The organism is Bradyrhizobium sp. BR14999, assembly GCF_056106085.1.
The window spans coordinates 4888156-4904097 of record NZ_CM148536.1; the positions used below are offsets into that span (position 1 = coordinate 4888156).

A 15942-nucleotide genomic window follows, 5' to 3' on the forward strand; every position below is an offset into this window, starting at 1 on the left:
CTTCACATGTTGAGACGCACATTCCTGGCCGCCATCATCTGCCTGGCACTGGCTGGACCGTCATTCGCCCAGACGAAACCCGCGCGGATCATCGTCGGCTTCGCCCCCGGAGGGCCCGTCGACAGCGTTGCGCGGATCCTGGCCGATCAGCTTGGAAAAGAGCTCGGTCGCACCGTGATCGTCGAAAACAAGTCGGGTGCAAACGGGGCGATCGCTGCCCAGGAGGTCATCAGATCGTCGCCTGACGGCAGCACGATCTGGATCACGTCGGTCGGTGCGGCCGCAATCAACCCATCGCTTTACGACAAGCTCGTCTATGACATGACGAGGGACTTTGCGCCGGTCTCGCTGGTCGTGAACAACGTCGAAGTTCTCGTGGTCAATCCGAATGACAGCGCAAAGGATGCTGCCGATTTCGTCGCCAACGCCAGGCGGGCCAAGGAGACGGCTATGGCTTCGTCGGGTGTGGGATCGATTCCCCATCTCGCGATCGAGCAACTCGCCGACGCGACCGGTGCGGCGTTTCTGCATGTGCCCTACAAGGGAGCGGCTCCCGCGATTTCTGATGTGATGGGAGGTCAGGTCGCGGGTTTTTTTGGAGATGTGCCTGGTCTCATCGGCCACGTCAGAGGAGGCAAATTGCGCGCCGTCGGTGTGGCGGCGCCGAAGCGGCACCCGGCGTTGCCCGACGTCAAGACGTTCGAAGAGCAGGGCTTCAAAGGCATCGATACCAACAATTGGTACGCAATATTCGTGTCATCGAAGACTCCTCTCGCCGTGGTGGAAACTCTGAACAAGGCCGTACGGGCGAGCCTGACCGCACCGGACGTGAACGCCAAGCTGATCGCGCTGGGCGCCGAGCCGGCCCCCTCGACCCCAGACGAATTGGCCGCTCTTCTCAAGACGGATACCGAGAAGTGGTCGGCCTTGATCAAGGCGAAAAATATCAGAGGTGAGTAAGATGGCTGACGGAATCCGGGTGCCGCCGGTCGTCCCTGGTACGCGACCCGAGCTTGCCAATCTCGAGGGTCGGATCCTGGCTGAACGCGGACGCATCTCGCTGCTCTACCAGGTCCTGCTCAACTCGGGGCCGATCGCCGCCGGCTGGGAACGGATGTTGACGGCGGTACGCAACGAGACATCGCTCCCTGCGGACTTGCGCGAGCTCGTCATCTTGCGCGTTGCGGTGCTCAATCGGGCCAGTTTCGAATTCGAAGCCCACGCGCCGATCGCGAAGCGCGCCGGTCTTAGCGACGAGAAGATCGAGGCGGTGAAGCAGGATGGCATCGCTGCAGCGTTCGATTCCCGCGAAGCGCTGATGCTCGAGCTCACCGATGCAATGACGCGCGACATCATCGTATCGGACGCACTCTTCGGGAAGCTCCGGGAAACGTTCGATGACGGCGGGATCGTGGAAGTCGTGGCGACCATCGCTGCGTACAACATGGTCTCACGCTTTCTCGTCGCGCTCAATGTTTGCCATTGACAGGGAGCCAGGACGATCGACCAAAGAGATCGCCAGCGAAGTTGATGGTCACCTTTGGCTCTAGGATCGGGGGCGTGGCCTGCCGCGAATAGTTGTCCGGGAAGGCAAGCGCCATGCCTCCAAGAAGAGGAGGGTCATCGATCTACGCTTTTCCCAGGAGGACTTGGCCGTGAGGATCGGCGTCGGTCGCCAAACGATCAACCGGTTGCTCAAGAGTCTCGAGCAGGATGAGTTGTTAGGAGAGCCGCTGTTGGTGCAAACCTTGACATCAGAGGCCTGTCCGATTGACCGATGACGGTATCTGCTGCAAGTCGAGGAAAGCACAAGAGCAGGCCGTTCCGAGCTTGTGGCCCGTCTAGTGCCCCGATTGATTCCGATACTTGCTGAAGATACCAACCCTCAGAGCCACCCAAATTTTCCTGTGAATTCAAGACCAAAAAATTGCGGCGGGTATACCGGCGGCATTTGTCCGTCAGATTTGAAGATTTGTGCTTGCAAATCAACGACGAAACGTCGTTCGAAATGATTGAGTGGGTAGTGTGGCCGGTGGCTGACGCGCAGTTTGGCGTAGGTTTTCGTAAGATTATTCTCACTCCTTTCATCTTGGTCGATGACCACCGTTGTATGCGTTGGCTTAGCCGACGCCCGGCCGCGATTTCAAGCCGGCATCGCTGGTGTGCGCGTTGCAGCGTACAGAAGGGAAGAAAGCCGTACTGAAGGCTTGTGGCGCGTGGGCAGGGTCCGGAGTTGCGAGGGGAGGAGCGGGCGAGTGCCTACGTGCAGTCTCAGCAGTTCGACGCGGAATCGAAAATCGTGGGTTTGACTCCCACTCTCTCCGCCGCACCATTTCTCTACTTTATCCGGCTGTTCGAAGCGACAGCAAAACAATGAAGAGTGCCAGAACAGTTGTTGCAGCTAATTCCGTGATGTTACCCTTGGTCACCGCGCCAACAGTAGCTTCAGAACGTGGGGTCGGAGATTTTGATGAAGAACCTAGCGCGCAAGACCAAGTCGTTAGTTGTTGGACACGAAAAGAGATGAAAAACCTCGGTTAAATCGCAACCTGAAGTGAATGTCGGTATCGGTGGTTGCACCTGCATCATGCCAGTCCACCGCGCGTTCCTGGCAACGTGAGGGACAGCCGCAGGGGATCGCGATAGACGTGCGGCAGGGCCGCCCGCCTGCCAAAGCCGAAAGCTCGGAGTCGAGACAAACACGTTTGGCGTTTCGTCCCGCTGGAAAGCGATGCGCATGGAATACTCGCGACTGAGAGGTGTCGGCCTGTCCCGATAATCCAAAATCAAGCCTGTCGCATGCAGCCGGGCCGTCCCCACACACAAATCGGGTTGGCGCGCAGACCGGACGAACGCTTTCGACGGCTTCACCGCCGCTTTTGACCCGAGTCGGAGAGTACGAACGCGGCTTCGACCGCGGCTCGGTTGCTCCGCCCGACGGCATGGCTCAGGTTGCCATCACAACCCATTAGTGCGGCAGATTGGTCTGGCGCCTGCGCAGGCTGATGGAGGCGTTCCGGCACGAGGGGAATGCGCAGCCAGAAAAGTGAGGAAATGATCATAAACGAGGGCCTAGTGTCGGTGGTTATTCGCATGATCTAAACGTCGCTTTGGCGCCTATACTCCGTCGGTGTCGTTCCGACCATGCGGCGGAACGCGGTGGCCATGTGCTGCGACGAGGCAAAGCCACAGGCGTGCGCAACCTGGGTAACGCTAAGGGGGCCTGCTACCAGAAATTCCTTTGCGAGTTCTATCCGAAGCATCATTACATAGCGATGGGGCGGAACTCCCGTGCTGGTCTTGAAGGCGCGTGCGAAATGATATGGAGAGCGAGAAACAAGTGCAGCAAGCTCGGCGAGCGACAAGTCACTCGCGAGTTGACCCTTCATGTACTCAGTGAGGAGCTTCAATTCTTTCGGTGTTAGTCCGCCTTTCGCCAGTTTCATCCCAATCGCGGGCTGCGAGGCTCGCGCGAGCAAAGTCGCGAGCGCCATGCCAAAGCTGTCGGCCTCCAATTGCGTCAGTCCATGCGCGCTTAGCTCCCAAAGTTGCTCCGCGAGCTGCAGCGGCAACGTGTCATAGCGTGCTCCATGATGGAGCGGTCCGCAGTCTTGGAGGCGCCAAGGATCGTCCCAAAAAACCTTGGACGAAAATTCAATGACGAGAAGATCGATGTTGGACGTGAGGTCGTACCTGCAAGGATGATCGGGAGGCGCGACGAAATAGTTTGGTGCGGACAGATCCGCGTTGAAACGGCCTGCGCCCAGATCGACGACAGACCGACCCGCCCGAGGCGCGCGGCTAATCTGAAGCGATACTCCATGGGCAGATTCGACGTACTCACCGGCTTGGTGCTGCGGCGAACGAAACAAATTCAGTCCGCCAACAGATCTGTGCTGTTGTTCAAACGGATATATAGTGCGGTAATAGTCGGCGTAGCTCAGGGGGTGACTCATGGGCGGGCATCACGATGCGGTCTCCTACTAGGACAGTGGGAGAGGCGTCGTGTCGATTACACCATAGTGTATGGTTGTTTGTTGCGATAGCGGCGAAGCCGTTGGCGTACATGCCGTCGACGCAGATCAGGTGGTTCTTGTGAGTGGCGCCTTACGCAGGCCTGATGCTGAGTCTGGATTGGTATCGCCGCGACGGAAGGCGCTTGCGTCAGACTGTTTAGCATTGTGGCCGATCAACCATACTCACGGCCTGCGGCCTCGTCTCAGGATGCCGCGGATCTCTTGCGGCGTAGCGTGGAAGGTTTTATGGAAGGCCAACCTGGCTTCCGCCCCACTCCTGTCCAGCTCGCGAGCGAGTTGTTCGAGGCCCGGCTCCTGAGCGTCGCCAAGAAGCGACAAGAGGCGCCGGCTCTCTTGTCCGGAAAGCGCTCGGGGCCGCGGGCGGCGAGGAGGCTTTGTCGTTGCGTGGGTACGAATGAGATGGCATCCGAGACTCAAGGAAAGATCGTCCAGCTCAAGGCGGCTAGGCACATCGCCGCGCCGCAATCGCTGCTCGAGCCTGCGTCCGATCCGACCAAGCACGGGCTCTCGGGCAAAATGGGGTAGGGTGAAGGTTAGCCCGAATGCGTCTATTGCCGAGAGTCCAAGGTCTTCGCCGAGTTGCCAGAGATCGGCGGCCGGAAAGTAGATGTGGATGACGCGCCAGTCGCCCGTCAGCATAGCGGCCGGTGCTTGGCCTGCTTGGACCAATTCAACCGCGCCAGCCTCAAACATTCCCTCATGTACTTCGCGACCATCCACGGCGTAGGTCGCATGGTGGCCGCAAGTCGATACCGCGAGAATGTGTGTTGTCGGATCTGAAGGCGATGCGACTTCGAGTCTCTGAGCGTTCTGGCCCGCGAATACGCCGGCCGATAGGCCAGCTGTCCGCCCCGGCCAGGCAATTGCAATCGGAGAGATGCCCCAATCAGCTGACACACTCTCAGGGGTTGTCGATCCTCGTTCGCCCATAGCGTTGCCACCGGTCAATTATTGTTTCGCATGATGGCGGACGCGCGCTGGAGACATGTCTTGTTCGCCAACGAAGGCCAGCAAGCACCAAGTCACGATTTCAACCATAGCCGTAGTTGATCAAGTGTCGCCAGCTCTAATGTGCGTTCGATACCAAAGACGGCGCGGTTTTGCGCAAGAATTTGAACATTCGTCAAATCCGTGAACGACGACTGTGGCTTTGTGCTCCACATCCATCCTCGAGATCGTTGCTGAGATCTGCGCAGCGTTTCTTGGCACGAGGGCCTCAAAGCGTCCGGCATCTGGAGTCGCGACGGCATTCAGCGAGACGGCCTCTCAACGAACGTATGAGCAGACCCGCCGGCTAGCCAGGTTGCTGATCCGGTGGGACACCACTGCTGAAGGAGAAGTTATGGCGAATACATTGAAGAGCAAGTCAAGCGTTCTGTCGACTGGTGGCGGGCAAGCCCTGATCGACCCGGCCGACACAGTGATCCTATTGCTCGATCACCAATCCGGTCTGTTCCAAACAGTGAAGGATATCGCCGTCGCCGACCTCCGGCGGAACGTCGAAATGATCGCGAAACTAGCGACATTGCTGAAGATCCCGGTCATTACGACCGCATCTGAGCCGAAGGGACCGAACGGCCCGCTCATGCCGGAAATCCATAAGCACGCGCCGCATGCCGTGTTCGTGCCGCGTAAGGGTGAAGTGAATGCCTGGGATAACGCAGACTTCGTCGAAGAGGTGCGCTCGACCGGCCGAAAGACGTTGGTCATGGCGGGTGTCTGGACGAACGTTTGCGTGATGTTCCCGGCGCTGGATGCCCGGGCAGCTGGATTCGACGTGTATGCGGTGATTGACGCCTCCGGCGACCCGAGCGAATTGGCGTCGCGCACGACGCTGGCCCGCTTCGTCCAAGGCGATGTTATCCCGACGTCGACCAATGCGCTCCTGTCCGAGCTTCATCGCACGTGGGCCCGCCCTGAAGCGGCAGAGCTCGCGAAGTTGTATGGCCTGGTGGCGCCCAACTACGCCGCGGTATCGGAGAGCTACGAGAAGGCTCAGGAGGTCGCAAAACATGCAAAATGACGTCGAGCTTTGTTCGGGTGCCGTACGCACGGCATGAAGGCGTCAGCGCGCGACGGCAGGCAAGACCGCGGTAATCCCCAAAACGTTCAAAGGAAGGAAGCCGATATATGTTGTGTCTCTTGGCGCGGGCCTCCTTGTTGGATTGATCTATAGCGTTCTCAACGTGCGCTCTCCGGCGCCGCCTTTGGTCGCCCTCGTCCGATTGTTCGGCATTCTCGTCGGCGAGCAGTTGCTTCCTGTCGGCAAGCAACTGCTCGTAGGCTCGATCATCGCGGCTGCATGGCGCGAAGGAGGATGCTCTGCTTACATGTTCGGGATGTTGCCGGGACGGCACGGTGATGATACGGCAGAATCGAAAGAGGACTTGTCATGAGTGTTCCGGACCTCATCCTGCACCGCGGTCTGACCACGAAGCCCGATCGTTCCACGGGCATTTGCGACCTACCGGAACCGGGTACCACAAGACGGTATCACAAGTCTATGTGCGCGCATGCTGTGGTGCAGGTCGTGGTGCAGGTCGAATCCGACAGCGCGCCGGGAACTGCGCGACGATTCGTCCGCACGGCATCAGCTCTGCCGACGAGCACAAGGATTTTTCACACCAAGGTGCAATTGAGCAGTCAATTTCATGGGCTCTACTCTCGGCTGTTCGCGATACCTGACTGAGAGAGCGCATAGATGATCCCGATCGAGAGCATCTAGGTCGATAACAATAATGTCCCTGCGAAACTATCGTAAAGTAGCGAGACTGAGCTGCATCCTAAGTTCCGCAACGCGTAATCATCTTTCGCAGTTTGGCCATGACGATGTCCCTGAACAGATTTGATCTGAATCTTCTGCGCGTGTTCGACGCGGTCATGGAGGAACGAAGCGTGCTGCGAGCCAGCCGGAGGATATGTGTCAGCCCTACGGCCGTTAGTCACGCTCTCGCCCGGTTAAGAGAGTTGCTCGACGACGAATTGTTTGTTCGCACGAACGCGGGGATGCAACCGACCGCGCGCTCGGTTGCGATGGCCCCTTTGATACGCCAAGCGTGGAAATCACTGGAGGCGGCGATCGACCCACCCAAATTCGAGCCAGGTAGTTCGACGAGGCGGTTCACTATTGCGGTGAGCGATTTTGCCACCATGGTGATGCTGCCATATCTCCTCACCATTTTAAGGAGGGAGGCGCCGCTCGTTAATCTCGTAATCCGGCCGGATAGTTGGATCGATCTGGCCGAGGAGATAGATCTCGGACAGATTGATGCAGCAATCGGTACTTTCTCAGATGTGCCTGCGCGTTTCGGGTCAAGCTCGCTCTTTGCATACGATGATGTCCTTATCACGAGTTCTTCACGGGAACTCGGCAAGCCGTCGCTTGAGGCATTCTCTGCGCTTTCCATAGCCGTGGTCTTGTTGAATGGCGAGCATGAGGGAGCTGTCGACGGCTATGTATCTGAACGTGGGCTGGCCCGGCGATCGGAAATGTTCGATAGGGCCGCCTTCGAACGGGCCTTTTCGGGGGCAAAGCGAAGTCCGCGCATAGCTGTCTCATTGCCTCACTTTCTTGCGCTTCCCTCACTACTTGAGGACGCGGATTTGACGGCTATCGTGCCACGGCCGCTCGCCAAGTTGTTGGTCGGCAGGCACCCACTGTCGATGCACGAGTTACCATACAAAACGACTTTGGAGGACGTTAGCGTTCTGTGGCATGAACGGAACGAGGGTGACGCGCCGCAAGAGTGGCTGCGCGCCACATTGAGCCGAGCTACCGAGCCTCTGCGGGCTCGTTTGTTTGAGTTTGCGAGACCCATATTAAGCCCATCGGTGCAGCGGCTCGCCGCGGAAGCGTGAGGGAGGTCGAAGACTTCCTGTATTCCAAAAACCGACACCAAGGTACGATGGACCTCGCCGAAGAGGCACTCTATTCTAGCGGGCGGACCTTGGCTGTTCGCAACCTTGATTTGTGGCCTCTTACGAGTTGTTCAGGGAATGACGTGGAGGACGGCCGGCCTCCCAAAGACCTTCATCAAGCGCCGTATCGGGACTTCCCGTGAGAGCTGGTCAATTCGTTCGAGCCGGCTCTCAGCAACTCCAACGGTGAGCGGGCTAGGAATTGACCCCGTGGCCGACCAGCAGCCAGCGGAGTAGAACATGGGCGAAACGGCAGTTCGGCGCCGTGACCGCAGCTTGTATGAGTTGATGACCCGTAGTCCGAAGTGTCAGTGAGTGCCGGCGCTATGGTCGTCGTAACGGAAGGGCCTCTGCGTGCGCAAACTTGCGACAGTTGGAAGGGGCATGGTAGCTTATGTTATGCGATCGTACTCTATCATTGTCGACGGCCTCTGAAGCGACAGCTCGGGTTTGCTGCCGCCGGAAAGGGATACGTGGAAATGTCTCCGAGCGTAAGTTGAGCACGCCGGGGTGTCCTTGGCAGCGATCTAAAATGGTGGTCAACAGCAAACATTCTGCTGAGCAGCGCCAGTGCTCTCGGTGCTGTATCAACGATCTGAACAGGATCCTTGCTCATCCTCCTATCTGGAGCGATGGCTCGTTCTCACAAGCGCTTCCGGATTTGCTGGACATCGTGGTGGACATGCTCCACCTGGACTTTGCTTACGTTCGTCTCAAAGACCCAGTCAAGATGGAATATCTTGAAGTAGCTCGAACAGCGAGATCACTTGTCGGAGCCATCGCGCCGCAGGAGGTAAGCAGCGTTCTAAGCACTTCGCTGGGTCAAGACCCGAAAACTTGGCCCTTGATCCAGCGAATTGCGATTGGCGAGAGAGAGCTGTCGACCATATCGCTGCACCTGGGATGGCTCCCGGATGATACCGGAATGTTGGTGGCTGCATCTCATCGTGCCGAGTTTCCCGAAGAGGCAGAGACGCTTCGCCTCAGAATTGCAGCCAATCAAATTGCGAGCGGCCTACAGGAGGCGCGGCTCTTCAGCCAACGAACGCGAGTTGACGAAACTACAGATCAAGAGGTTTGGCGGCGAACCAAAGAGATTCTTGCCCTTAGCGAAGATCGAAGACAAGAGATTGTCGAGCTCAGGCGAGTGGTGGAATCGCTTCGCGTACGAGAAATCGATATTCAGTTGATAGTGGACGCCATTCCGGCTCCTCTAGCCATTATGACGGTGGATGGAGAGGTTGAGGCCGTCAATCGTCCTGTCCTTGAATATTTCGGGATGGGCGCCGATGAATTGAAGCGCTGGAGCACGACCGGAGCCGTCCATCCTGATGACGTAGCCGCGACGATCAGCACATGGAGGCGGGCGGTCCAAACTGGCGAGCCATATGAAGTGGAAAGCCGGCATCGCCGCAGCGATGGTGTCTACCGATGGTTCAGCGTCCGCGGCTTTCCATTACGAGATAAGCACGGAGACATCGTACGCTGGTGTGTACTGCAAATCGACGTCGAGGAACGGAAACGCGCCGAGGAAGCGTTGCGAGCCAACGAGCGCAATCTCAATCTCATCATCAACACCATTCCTGGGCTCGTGTGGTCTGCTAGTGCAGACGGCTCAGCCGACTTCGTCAATCAGCACTACGCAGATTATGTGGGCTTCGACTTGGAGCACCTCCAAGGGTCTAGGTGGACGGCGGCGATTCATCCCGACGACAGGAGCGGTATGGCTCATGCGTGGCGTTCGTTCATGACGTCGCGCCGAGCGGGAGAGAGGGAAGCGCGATTGCGCCGCTTCGATGGCACGTACCGATGGTTTCTGTTTCGCGCCAATCCACTACTTGATGAGTCCGGTAATGTCATCAAATGGTTCGGAATCAACACCGACATAGAAGACCGCAAGCGCGCCGAGGAGCAGCTGCGCGATACGCAAACGAAACTAGCGCATATGGCGCGTATGACGACGATGAGTGAGCTAACGGCATCCATAGCCCACGAGGTCAACCAGCCGCTATCGGGCATCGTCACTAATGCAAGCACTTGCTTGCGCATGTTAGCCGCGGATCCACCAAATGTCGCAGGTGCCCTCGAAACCGTGCGCCGTACGCTTCGTGACGGCAACCGGGCGTCCGATATCATTGGTCGCCTGCGATCGCTCTTCAATAGGAAGGCGCCTGTAGCCCGGCCGGTGGACCTGAACGAGGCGACCCGCGAGGTCATTCCGTTACTACTAAATAGGCTTCATCGTGATGGCGTCAGCCTGCGGATGGAATTTGCCGAAGACCTTCCGCTCGCGGCCGGCGATCGGGTGCAACTTCAGCAAGTAATCTTGAATTTGCTCCAAAATGCCATGGACGCGATGAGCATGATCGATGATCGACCAAGAACGCTGACGATCAGGACGGAGCGGGAGCAAAGTAATTGGATTCGCCTGAGTGTGCAGGATTCGGGACATGGTTTTGACGGTGAGGCCATAGAAAAGCTTTTTGACGCATTCTATACGACCAAGGACGACGGTATGGGAATTGGATTATCGGTCAGTCGCTCGATTATTGAGAATCATCATGGGCGCCTATGGGCGTCGTTGAATGACGGCTGGGGGGCCACGTTCTCGTTTTCAATTCCCCGAAGCGCAGAGAGTATAACTAGCGCGCACAGTCTTGACGCCAAGGGAACGCTCGGTGAGGGCGGCGTCACGAGGAATGTATGATGGTCACACGTTCGTTTGTGTCGGTGGTCGACGACGATGAGTCCGTGCGGGAGTCCTTACCGGACCTGCTGAGGGAATTCGGCTACGCGGCTCTAGCGTTTTCGTCGGCCGAAGAATTTCTGGCATCTGAATATGTAGGGCAGACGGGCTGCCTCGTTCTCGATATCGCGATGCCCGGTATGACTGGTCCCGAACTCCAAAGAGAGCTGACGCGTCTCAACCAAAGAATTCCAATTGTCTTCATCACCGCGCATGGAGATAATTCAACACGTCCGCGAATGCTTGAGCAGGGCGCCGTTGAGTGCCTTTCCAAGCCATTCAGCGACGAAGCTCTGCTGAAGGCGCTCAATGCTGCGTTCGGAGCCAGTTGAGGTTGGAAAGTACTCACGCGTCTGATGTGAGATATTGGAAAAGGAATCGATGGCGGAAGGGCTCCTCGCTATGTCACACGAAGACGCAATCGTGTTCGTCATCGATGATGACGTCTCGGTACGCGAATCTCTAGAATTGCTGATACGTAACGCGGGCTGGCTGCCGGAGATATTCGAGTCCGCTCAGGTGTTCCTCTCGCGCCCACGCGTGTCTGTTCCTCATTGTCTGATTTTAGACGTTCGTCTTCCGGGGCTTAATGGCCTCGAATTGCAAAAGCGGGTAGCAGTCGAGCGCCCCGATATGCCGATCATCTTTATCACGGGTTACGGGGACGTGCCGATCACGGTCCAAGCCATGAAGGCTGGAGCCGTAGAATTTTTGACTAAGCCATTCAGTGATACTTTGTTGCTGGATGCAATTCGAGATGCCATCAATCGAAGCGACGCCTTACTCCGCCGTGAGGCTGAGGTGCAGGATCTGCGAGATCGCTATGCCTTGCTCAGTCGACGTGAGCGGCAGGTGATGGGTCTGATCGTTCGTGGTGTCTTGAACAAGCAGGTGGCCCACGAGCTCGGCATAAGTGAGATAACAGTCAAGGCGCATCGAGGCCAGGTAATGCGGAAGATGAACGTAACCTCGTTCGCCGAATTGGTGAGCATCGCGCCAAAGCTAGATCCTTAGCGTCGACTGGAAAGCCGGTGGCGGTGTCACAGCGCTTGGCTCTTTGCTGCCTCGGTTACGCGTCAGTATAGCCAACGCGGTGACGAAGCGCGTATCGCGGGCCCTTCGTGGCATTGGTGTACCAATATTCGAACGCTGAGCGACCGGAATGCAGCCTGCTCATCCGAGCGCTGAAATCGTTTCACTTCCGCGCGCTCGCTAAATTGCACAACATCCACGTCGACTTCGCGACGGTTAGAGGCAACGGCGGGACATAAGCATCGATGGATGCTGTTAGCTTGCGCATAGCAACGGGAGGGGCTCGGCAATGGTGGAAGCTCAGATGATTAGCAAGCGCGCTTTGGTGAATGGCGTGACGCTGCACTACGTAGCGGTCGGTTCCGGGCCTGCAGTGCTATGCCTCCACGGCTGGCCTCAAAATCACCGCGAGTTCCTGCCGATCTTTAAGGAGTGTGCTGAGCGCTACCGATTCATAGCCCCGGACCTGCGTGGGTACGCCGACAGCGACAAGCCCTATGCTGACTATATGCCGGCCACCATCGCCCAGGATTTGCTTGAGCTCGCCGACGTTGAGAAGGTCGACCGATTCCACATTCTCAGCCACGACCTTGGAGGGCCGCCGTCCGTCGCCCTAGCTTACATGGCAGGAGCGCGCGCGCTGTCTCTAGCGACGATCGAGACGCCGTTCTTCGGACTCGATTACAAGGACTATGTGGATCCGAGAGTGCCGTATTGGCATCTGTCGATGCACGCCAATATGGATATTGCGCGTTTCTTGATCGAAGGTCGAGAAGAACAGTATCTTCGTCACTTTTTTCGAGACTTTGCCTACAATCCCAACGCGATCAACGAAGACGAACTACAACGGTACGTTATTCAGATGAAGCAGCCCGGAAACCTGCGGGCCAGCCTCAACCACTACGCCTTCATCGATGAGAAAGCGGCGCAACTCGCTGAGTTCGCAAAGGAGAAGCTTTCGATTCCGACCATGGGGTGGGGAGGGCGCCGATCCTTTGGGGCGCACTGCTTCGACAGCGCCAAGGCACTCTCGGACCGGGCAGAGGGCGGTGTCATCGAAGAGTGCGGACACTGGGTGTTCGAGGAAAAAACGGACTTCATTTGCGAGCAACTCGTTCAATTCTGGGACAAGGGTGCCAGGTTGTAATCGGCATGATCGAATCAAGCCCTCCATTTCGCATCGAGAGTACAGAGCATACCGGCATCACGGTGTGGTCGCTCGATCAGGCGCTTTCGTTCTGGGTCGACGTCATGGGCTTCGATCACCTGTATACTTGGGACTTCGATGAAAGCTCTTTCCTTGAGGAGCTGGTCGGCGTGAATGCGGCAGCGGCGCGTTTAGCAATGGTGAAGGCGCCCGGTCATTTGATCGAGCTTCTGGAATACCGCTCTCCGAACGACCGGAAGGTAGTGAAGCCCCGGTCCTGCGATGTGGGATCTGTACATGTGGCCTTCCGGGTCGAGAACATCGACGCATTGTTGGAGCGGATCAGTACTGTGGGGTGGAACGCTTTAAGCCGGGTCCAAAAGGTGGAGTCCGGGGAGCGCACCGGACTTCGCCTCGTTTACGTGCGTGGGCCGGACGGCGCGACTCTCGAGTTTCTTGAGTATCCAAAAAGTAGCCCCGGCGCGGCACCCTGAGTTTCGATCGACCAATTCCGGGAAAGGAAGGAAAAGTCATGCTCCGAAGCAGAGCGATTTTCATCGTCGGCACGATCATGTTTGGCGCAGCCGCAGCAGCGCAGCCGCCGGCGCCACAACTTCCAAAGTACTCCAAGTCGCCTGCCGAATTGACTGCTATCGCGCCAACCGGTGGCGTGGGAGGGTCGGGCAACGCCAAGGTCCAAGTCGTTACGATTCTAGGCGATCCGTCCAAGCCAGGGCCGTACAGCCAACTGCTTAAGGTCGCGCCCCATGCGACCATTGCCGCGCATCATCACGCAGGGGATCGGGTCGGCAGTAACCGGCATGAGCTCCCACGTCTGCGGTGATCAGCGGGCGCGTGGGTAGCGGATCGGCATCCAATATTGGCGCATGGCCTCGACGACCGCTGGAATATCGGCGTGGGCGTTACGCAGAAAGTCGGCGGTCTCGCGGCCGCTTCGGGGTGGTCCAAGCATCGGCCGCCCCTGATCGTCGCGACAGTGCAACAGAATGGGCAGTAGCAGGCCGTGATTGACATTGCTGGTGTCCAGCAACGGTGCCCACGCCGACAGCCTGAGCCGCATCGCGGCATGGAAGCCCTGGCACCAGGGACGCGGATCGACGTCGCCATTGATTTTGCGCCGGTGCATCGGGGCGAACTGGGCAGGCGCGGTCGAAAGGATCTGGCTGATCTCGTTATGGCGCAGCGCGACGGCGGAGATCGCAGCAAACTCCGGGGTGCCGCCGTGGTTGAAAGCGTCGGCATCGATGGCGAGCAGCGGGCAGATCCAGTCGAGCGGGCTCATCGACACCGGTCCGGCCACGATCGCGGCGACGTAACCGTCGAGCATGGGGAGATTGGTGGCGGCGGGATGCCGATCGACGCGAGCCTGGAGCCATCGCTCGAGGTCCGTAAGCGGCATCGCGACGGCGGCCATCGACGACGATGCTTTATGGCGACGTGGGCTCACGCGGCTGCCTGCGCAGTGCGCTGGCGGGCAGCCTTCCAGTTCCAGGCAAGCAGCTCGTGGAGCTGATGGCTCTTGGTGCGCCCGCAGACGATGCGCTCCAGCACGTCGGTCAGATAGCCCTGCGGATCGAGCTCATGGAGCTTTGCGGTGTTCACGATTGACGCCAGGATCGCCCAGCTCTCGGCACCGCCTTCGCTGCCGCTGAACAACGAGTTGCGCCTCCCCATGGCAATCGGGCGTATGGAACGCTCGACCGTATTGCTGTCGACCTCGACGCGGCCGTCGCGGAGAAACAACGTCAACCCGTCCCAGTGGTTGAGCGCGTAGTTGATGGCCTCCATCAGCTTCGACTGGGAGAAGAGCTGGTCGACCATGGCGGTCAGCCGTGCCCTGAGCGCCGCCATCAACGGAGCGGCCCCGGTGCGGCGGGCGGCCAGCCGCTGCTCGGCACCGCTGCCGCGGATCTCCGCCTCGAGCGCATAGACCGCTTGCAGCCGTTCGATCACCTCGCGCGCGAACGGCGACTGCGTCGTCTTGTAGACCTCCACGAATTTGCGCCGGGCATGGGCGAGACAAAAGGCGAGCTGGATCGCGCCGCCATGACCGCGGGCGAGCGCCTTGTAGGCGGCATAACCGTCCACCTGCAGAATGCCGGAAAAGCCCGTCAATTGTCCGGCGATCTCCTCCGTGCCGCGGCCGTCGGCGAACACGTAGGCGACCGCCGGCGGCGCGGGGCCACCCCATGGCCGGTCATCCATCGCATGCGCCCAGAACTGGCAGATGCGGGTGCGATGTCGTCCGGGATCGAGCACCGGCATCGGCGTCTCGTCGCAGAACACGCGCGGCGCGGCCTGGATCGTGCGCAGCTGGAGCTCATAGAGGCTCCTGAGCCACCAGGCCGCACGCTTCACCCAGCCGGCGAGCGTCGCCCGGTCGAGATGGACACCCTGGCCGGCCAGAATTTGCACCTGTCGGTACAGCGGCAGATACCAGGCGAACTTCGAGACCACCACGTGGCTCACGAGTGCGGTCGAGGCCATGCCGCTCTCGATCAGGCGCGGCAGCACCTTCGCTTGGACCACACCATCGGTGCAGCTGCGGCAGCCATATTTGGGACGGATCGTGCGCAGCACCCGCAGGATCGCCGGGATGATGTCCAGCACCTCGCTGACATCCTCGCCGATCTTGTGGAGCTGACCCTGGCAGCACGGGCACGCGGTTGCCTCCGGCTCCAGCACCTGCTCGCAGCGCGGCAGGTGCTTTGGGAGTGCGCCGATGTTGCGGCGCGCCTTCTTGCGCACCTTGCCGGGCGGCTTCGCCGCAGGCGCATCGTCGTTGGCCTGCACAGGCAACGTGGCGTCGGTCTCGAGATCGCCCAGCTCAAGCGCGAGTTGCTTGTCCACGAGCACCGCAAGTCGCTCCGAGCGCTTCCCGAAGATCATCTCCTTGAGCGTCTGCATTGCTACGCGCAGCTTCTCGTTCTCAGCGTCAAGCGCGAGCACCATCTCGGTCAGAGCCGCCGGATCGGTCGGGAGAGCGTCGGGACGAATCGCCATGATCAGACGATACATCCGCGCGACCCGTGCTCCAGCGA

General features: G+C 58.9%; 16 protein-coding genes and 1 tRNA gene. 13 read left to right on the forward strand and 4 right to left on the reverse strand.

Going from position 1 to position 15942, the window contains the following annotated elements; translation table 11 throughout:
• Positions 1 to 6 precede the first annotated feature (6 nt).
• The 3 genes from ACR9YP_RS22685 (at position 7) to ACR9YP_RS22695 (ending at position 1781) form a co-directional block, all read left to right on the forward strand.
• Positions 7 to 960, forward strand: a complete 954-nt coding sequence (locus ACR9YP_RS22685; RefSeq protein ID WP_474217117.1) for a Bug family tripartite tricarboxylate transporter substrate binding protein — start codon at positions 7 to 9, stop codon at positions 958 to 960.
• 1 nt (position 961) lies between these two features.
• Positions 962 to 1486, forward strand: a complete 525-nt coding sequence (locus ACR9YP_RS22690; RefSeq protein ID WP_438107891.1) for a carboxymuconolactone decarboxylase family protein — start codon at positions 962 to 964, stop codon at positions 1484 to 1486.
• Between the two features lie 136 nt (positions 1487 to 1622).
• Positions 1623 to 1781, forward strand: coding sequence for a helix-turn-helix domain-containing protein (locus tag ACR9YP_RS22695; protein WP_474221103.1), 159 nt, complete (start codon positions 1623 to 1625; stop codon positions 1779 to 1781).
• Positions 1782 to 1885: 104 nt separating this feature from the next.
• Here ACR9YP_RS22695 and ACR9YP_RS22700 read toward each other — a convergent pair whose 3' ends face one another.
• Positions 1886 to 2104 carry a hypothetical protein gene (locus ACR9YP_RS22700; protein ID WP_438107892.1) on the reverse strand — a complete coding sequence of 73 codons (219 nt, stop codon included), beginning with the start codon at positions 2102 to 2104 and terminating at the stop codon, positions 1886 to 1888.
• Positions 2105 to 2239: 135 nt separating this feature from the next.
• Here ACR9YP_RS22700 and ACR9YP_RS22705 point away from each other — a divergent pair.
• Positions 2240 to 2324, forward strand: a tRNA-OTHER gene (locus ACR9YP_RS22705).
• Positions 2325 to 3098: 774 nt separating this feature from the next.
• Here the strand turns inward: ACR9YP_RS22705 and ACR9YP_RS22710 are convergent.
• Positions 3099 to 3956, reverse strand: coding sequence for a helix-turn-helix domain-containing protein (locus tag ACR9YP_RS22710; protein WP_438107894.1), 858 nt, complete (start codon positions 3954 to 3956; stop codon positions 3099 to 3101).
• Positions 3957 to 4436: 480 nt separating this feature from the next.
• Between ACR9YP_RS22710 and ACR9YP_RS22715 the strand changes: the two genes are divergently transcribed.
• The 9 genes from ACR9YP_RS22715 to ACR9YP_RS22755 all read left to right on the forward strand — a co-directional run bounded on the left by ACR9YP_RS22715 (position 4437) and on the right by ACR9YP_RS22755 (position 13374).
• A complete protein-coding gene (locus tag ACR9YP_RS22715; RefSeq protein WP_438107895.1) occupies positions 4437 to 4562 on the forward strand; it encodes a hypothetical protein in 126 nt (41 codons plus the stop codon).
• An 817-nt stretch (positions 4563 to 5379) separates the two neighbouring features.
• Positions 5380 to 6060 carry an isochorismatase family protein gene (locus tag ACR9YP_RS22720; RefSeq protein ID WP_438107896.1) on the forward strand — a complete coding sequence of 227 codons (681 nt, stop codon included), beginning with the start codon at positions 5380 to 5382 and terminating at the stop codon, positions 6058 to 6060.
• A 103-nt stretch (positions 6061 to 6163) separates the two neighbouring features.
• Complete coding sequence (locus ACR9YP_RS22725; protein ID WP_438110724.1) at positions 6164 to 6433, forward strand: XapX domain-containing protein; 270 nt, start codon at positions 6164 to 6166, stop codon at positions 6431 to 6433.
• A 427-nt stretch (positions 6434 to 6860) separates the two neighbouring features.
• Complete coding sequence (locus ACR9YP_RS22730; RefSeq protein WP_438107897.1) at positions 6861 to 7895, forward strand: LysR family transcriptional regulator; 1035 nt, start codon at positions 6861 to 6863, stop codon at positions 7893 to 7895.
• Between the two features lie 592 nt (positions 7896 to 8487).
• Positions 8488 to 10662: a PAS domain-containing sensor histidine kinase gene (locus ACR9YP_RS22735; RefSeq protein ID WP_438107898.1), complete on the forward strand. Its 2175-nt coding sequence runs from the start codon at positions 8488 to 8490 to the stop codon at positions 10660 to 10662.
• A complete protein-coding gene (locus ACR9YP_RS22740; RefSeq protein ID WP_474217118.1) occupies positions 10659 to 11033 on the forward strand; it encodes a response regulator transcription factor in 375 nt (124 codons plus the stop codon). The genes ACR9YP_RS22735 and ACR9YP_RS22740 overlap by 4 nt, the downstream gene beginning before the upstream one ends.
• Before the next feature lie 49 nt (positions 11034 to 11082).
• Positions 11083 to 11715 carry a response regulator transcription factor gene (locus ACR9YP_RS22745; protein WP_438107899.1) on the forward strand — a complete coding sequence of 211 codons (633 nt, stop codon included), beginning with the start codon at positions 11083 to 11085 and terminating at the stop codon, positions 11713 to 11715.
• Positions 11716 to 12022: 307 nt separating this feature from the next.
• Complete coding sequence (locus tag ACR9YP_RS22750) at positions 12023 to 12880, forward strand: alpha/beta fold hydrolase (RefSeq protein ID WP_474217119.1); 858 nt, start codon at positions 12023 to 12025, stop codon at positions 12878 to 12880.
• A gap of 5 nt (positions 12881 to 12885) precedes the next feature.
• Positions 12886 to 13374, forward strand: a complete 489-nt coding sequence (locus tag ACR9YP_RS22755; protein WP_474217120.1) for a VOC family protein — start codon at positions 12886 to 12888, stop codon at positions 13372 to 13374.
• A gap of 350 nt (positions 13375 to 13724) precedes the next feature.
• Here ACR9YP_RS22755 and ACR9YP_RS22760 read toward each other — a convergent pair whose 3' ends face one another.
• Both ACR9YP_RS22760 and tnpC read right to left on the reverse strand, forming a co-directional pair.
• Positions 13725 to 14315 (reverse strand): UPF0149 family protein, encoded by a 591-nt coding sequence (locus ACR9YP_RS22760; protein ID WP_474217121.1) that lies wholly within the window; start codon positions 14313 to 14315, stop codon positions 13725 to 13727.
• A gap of 29 nt (positions 14316 to 14344) precedes the next feature.
• A complete protein-coding gene (tnpC, locus tag ACR9YP_RS22765) occupies positions 14345 to 15904 on the reverse strand; it encodes an IS66 family transposase (protein ID WP_474221018.1) in 1560 nt (519 codons plus the stop codon).
• Positions 15905 to 15942: the final 38 nt, after the last annotated feature.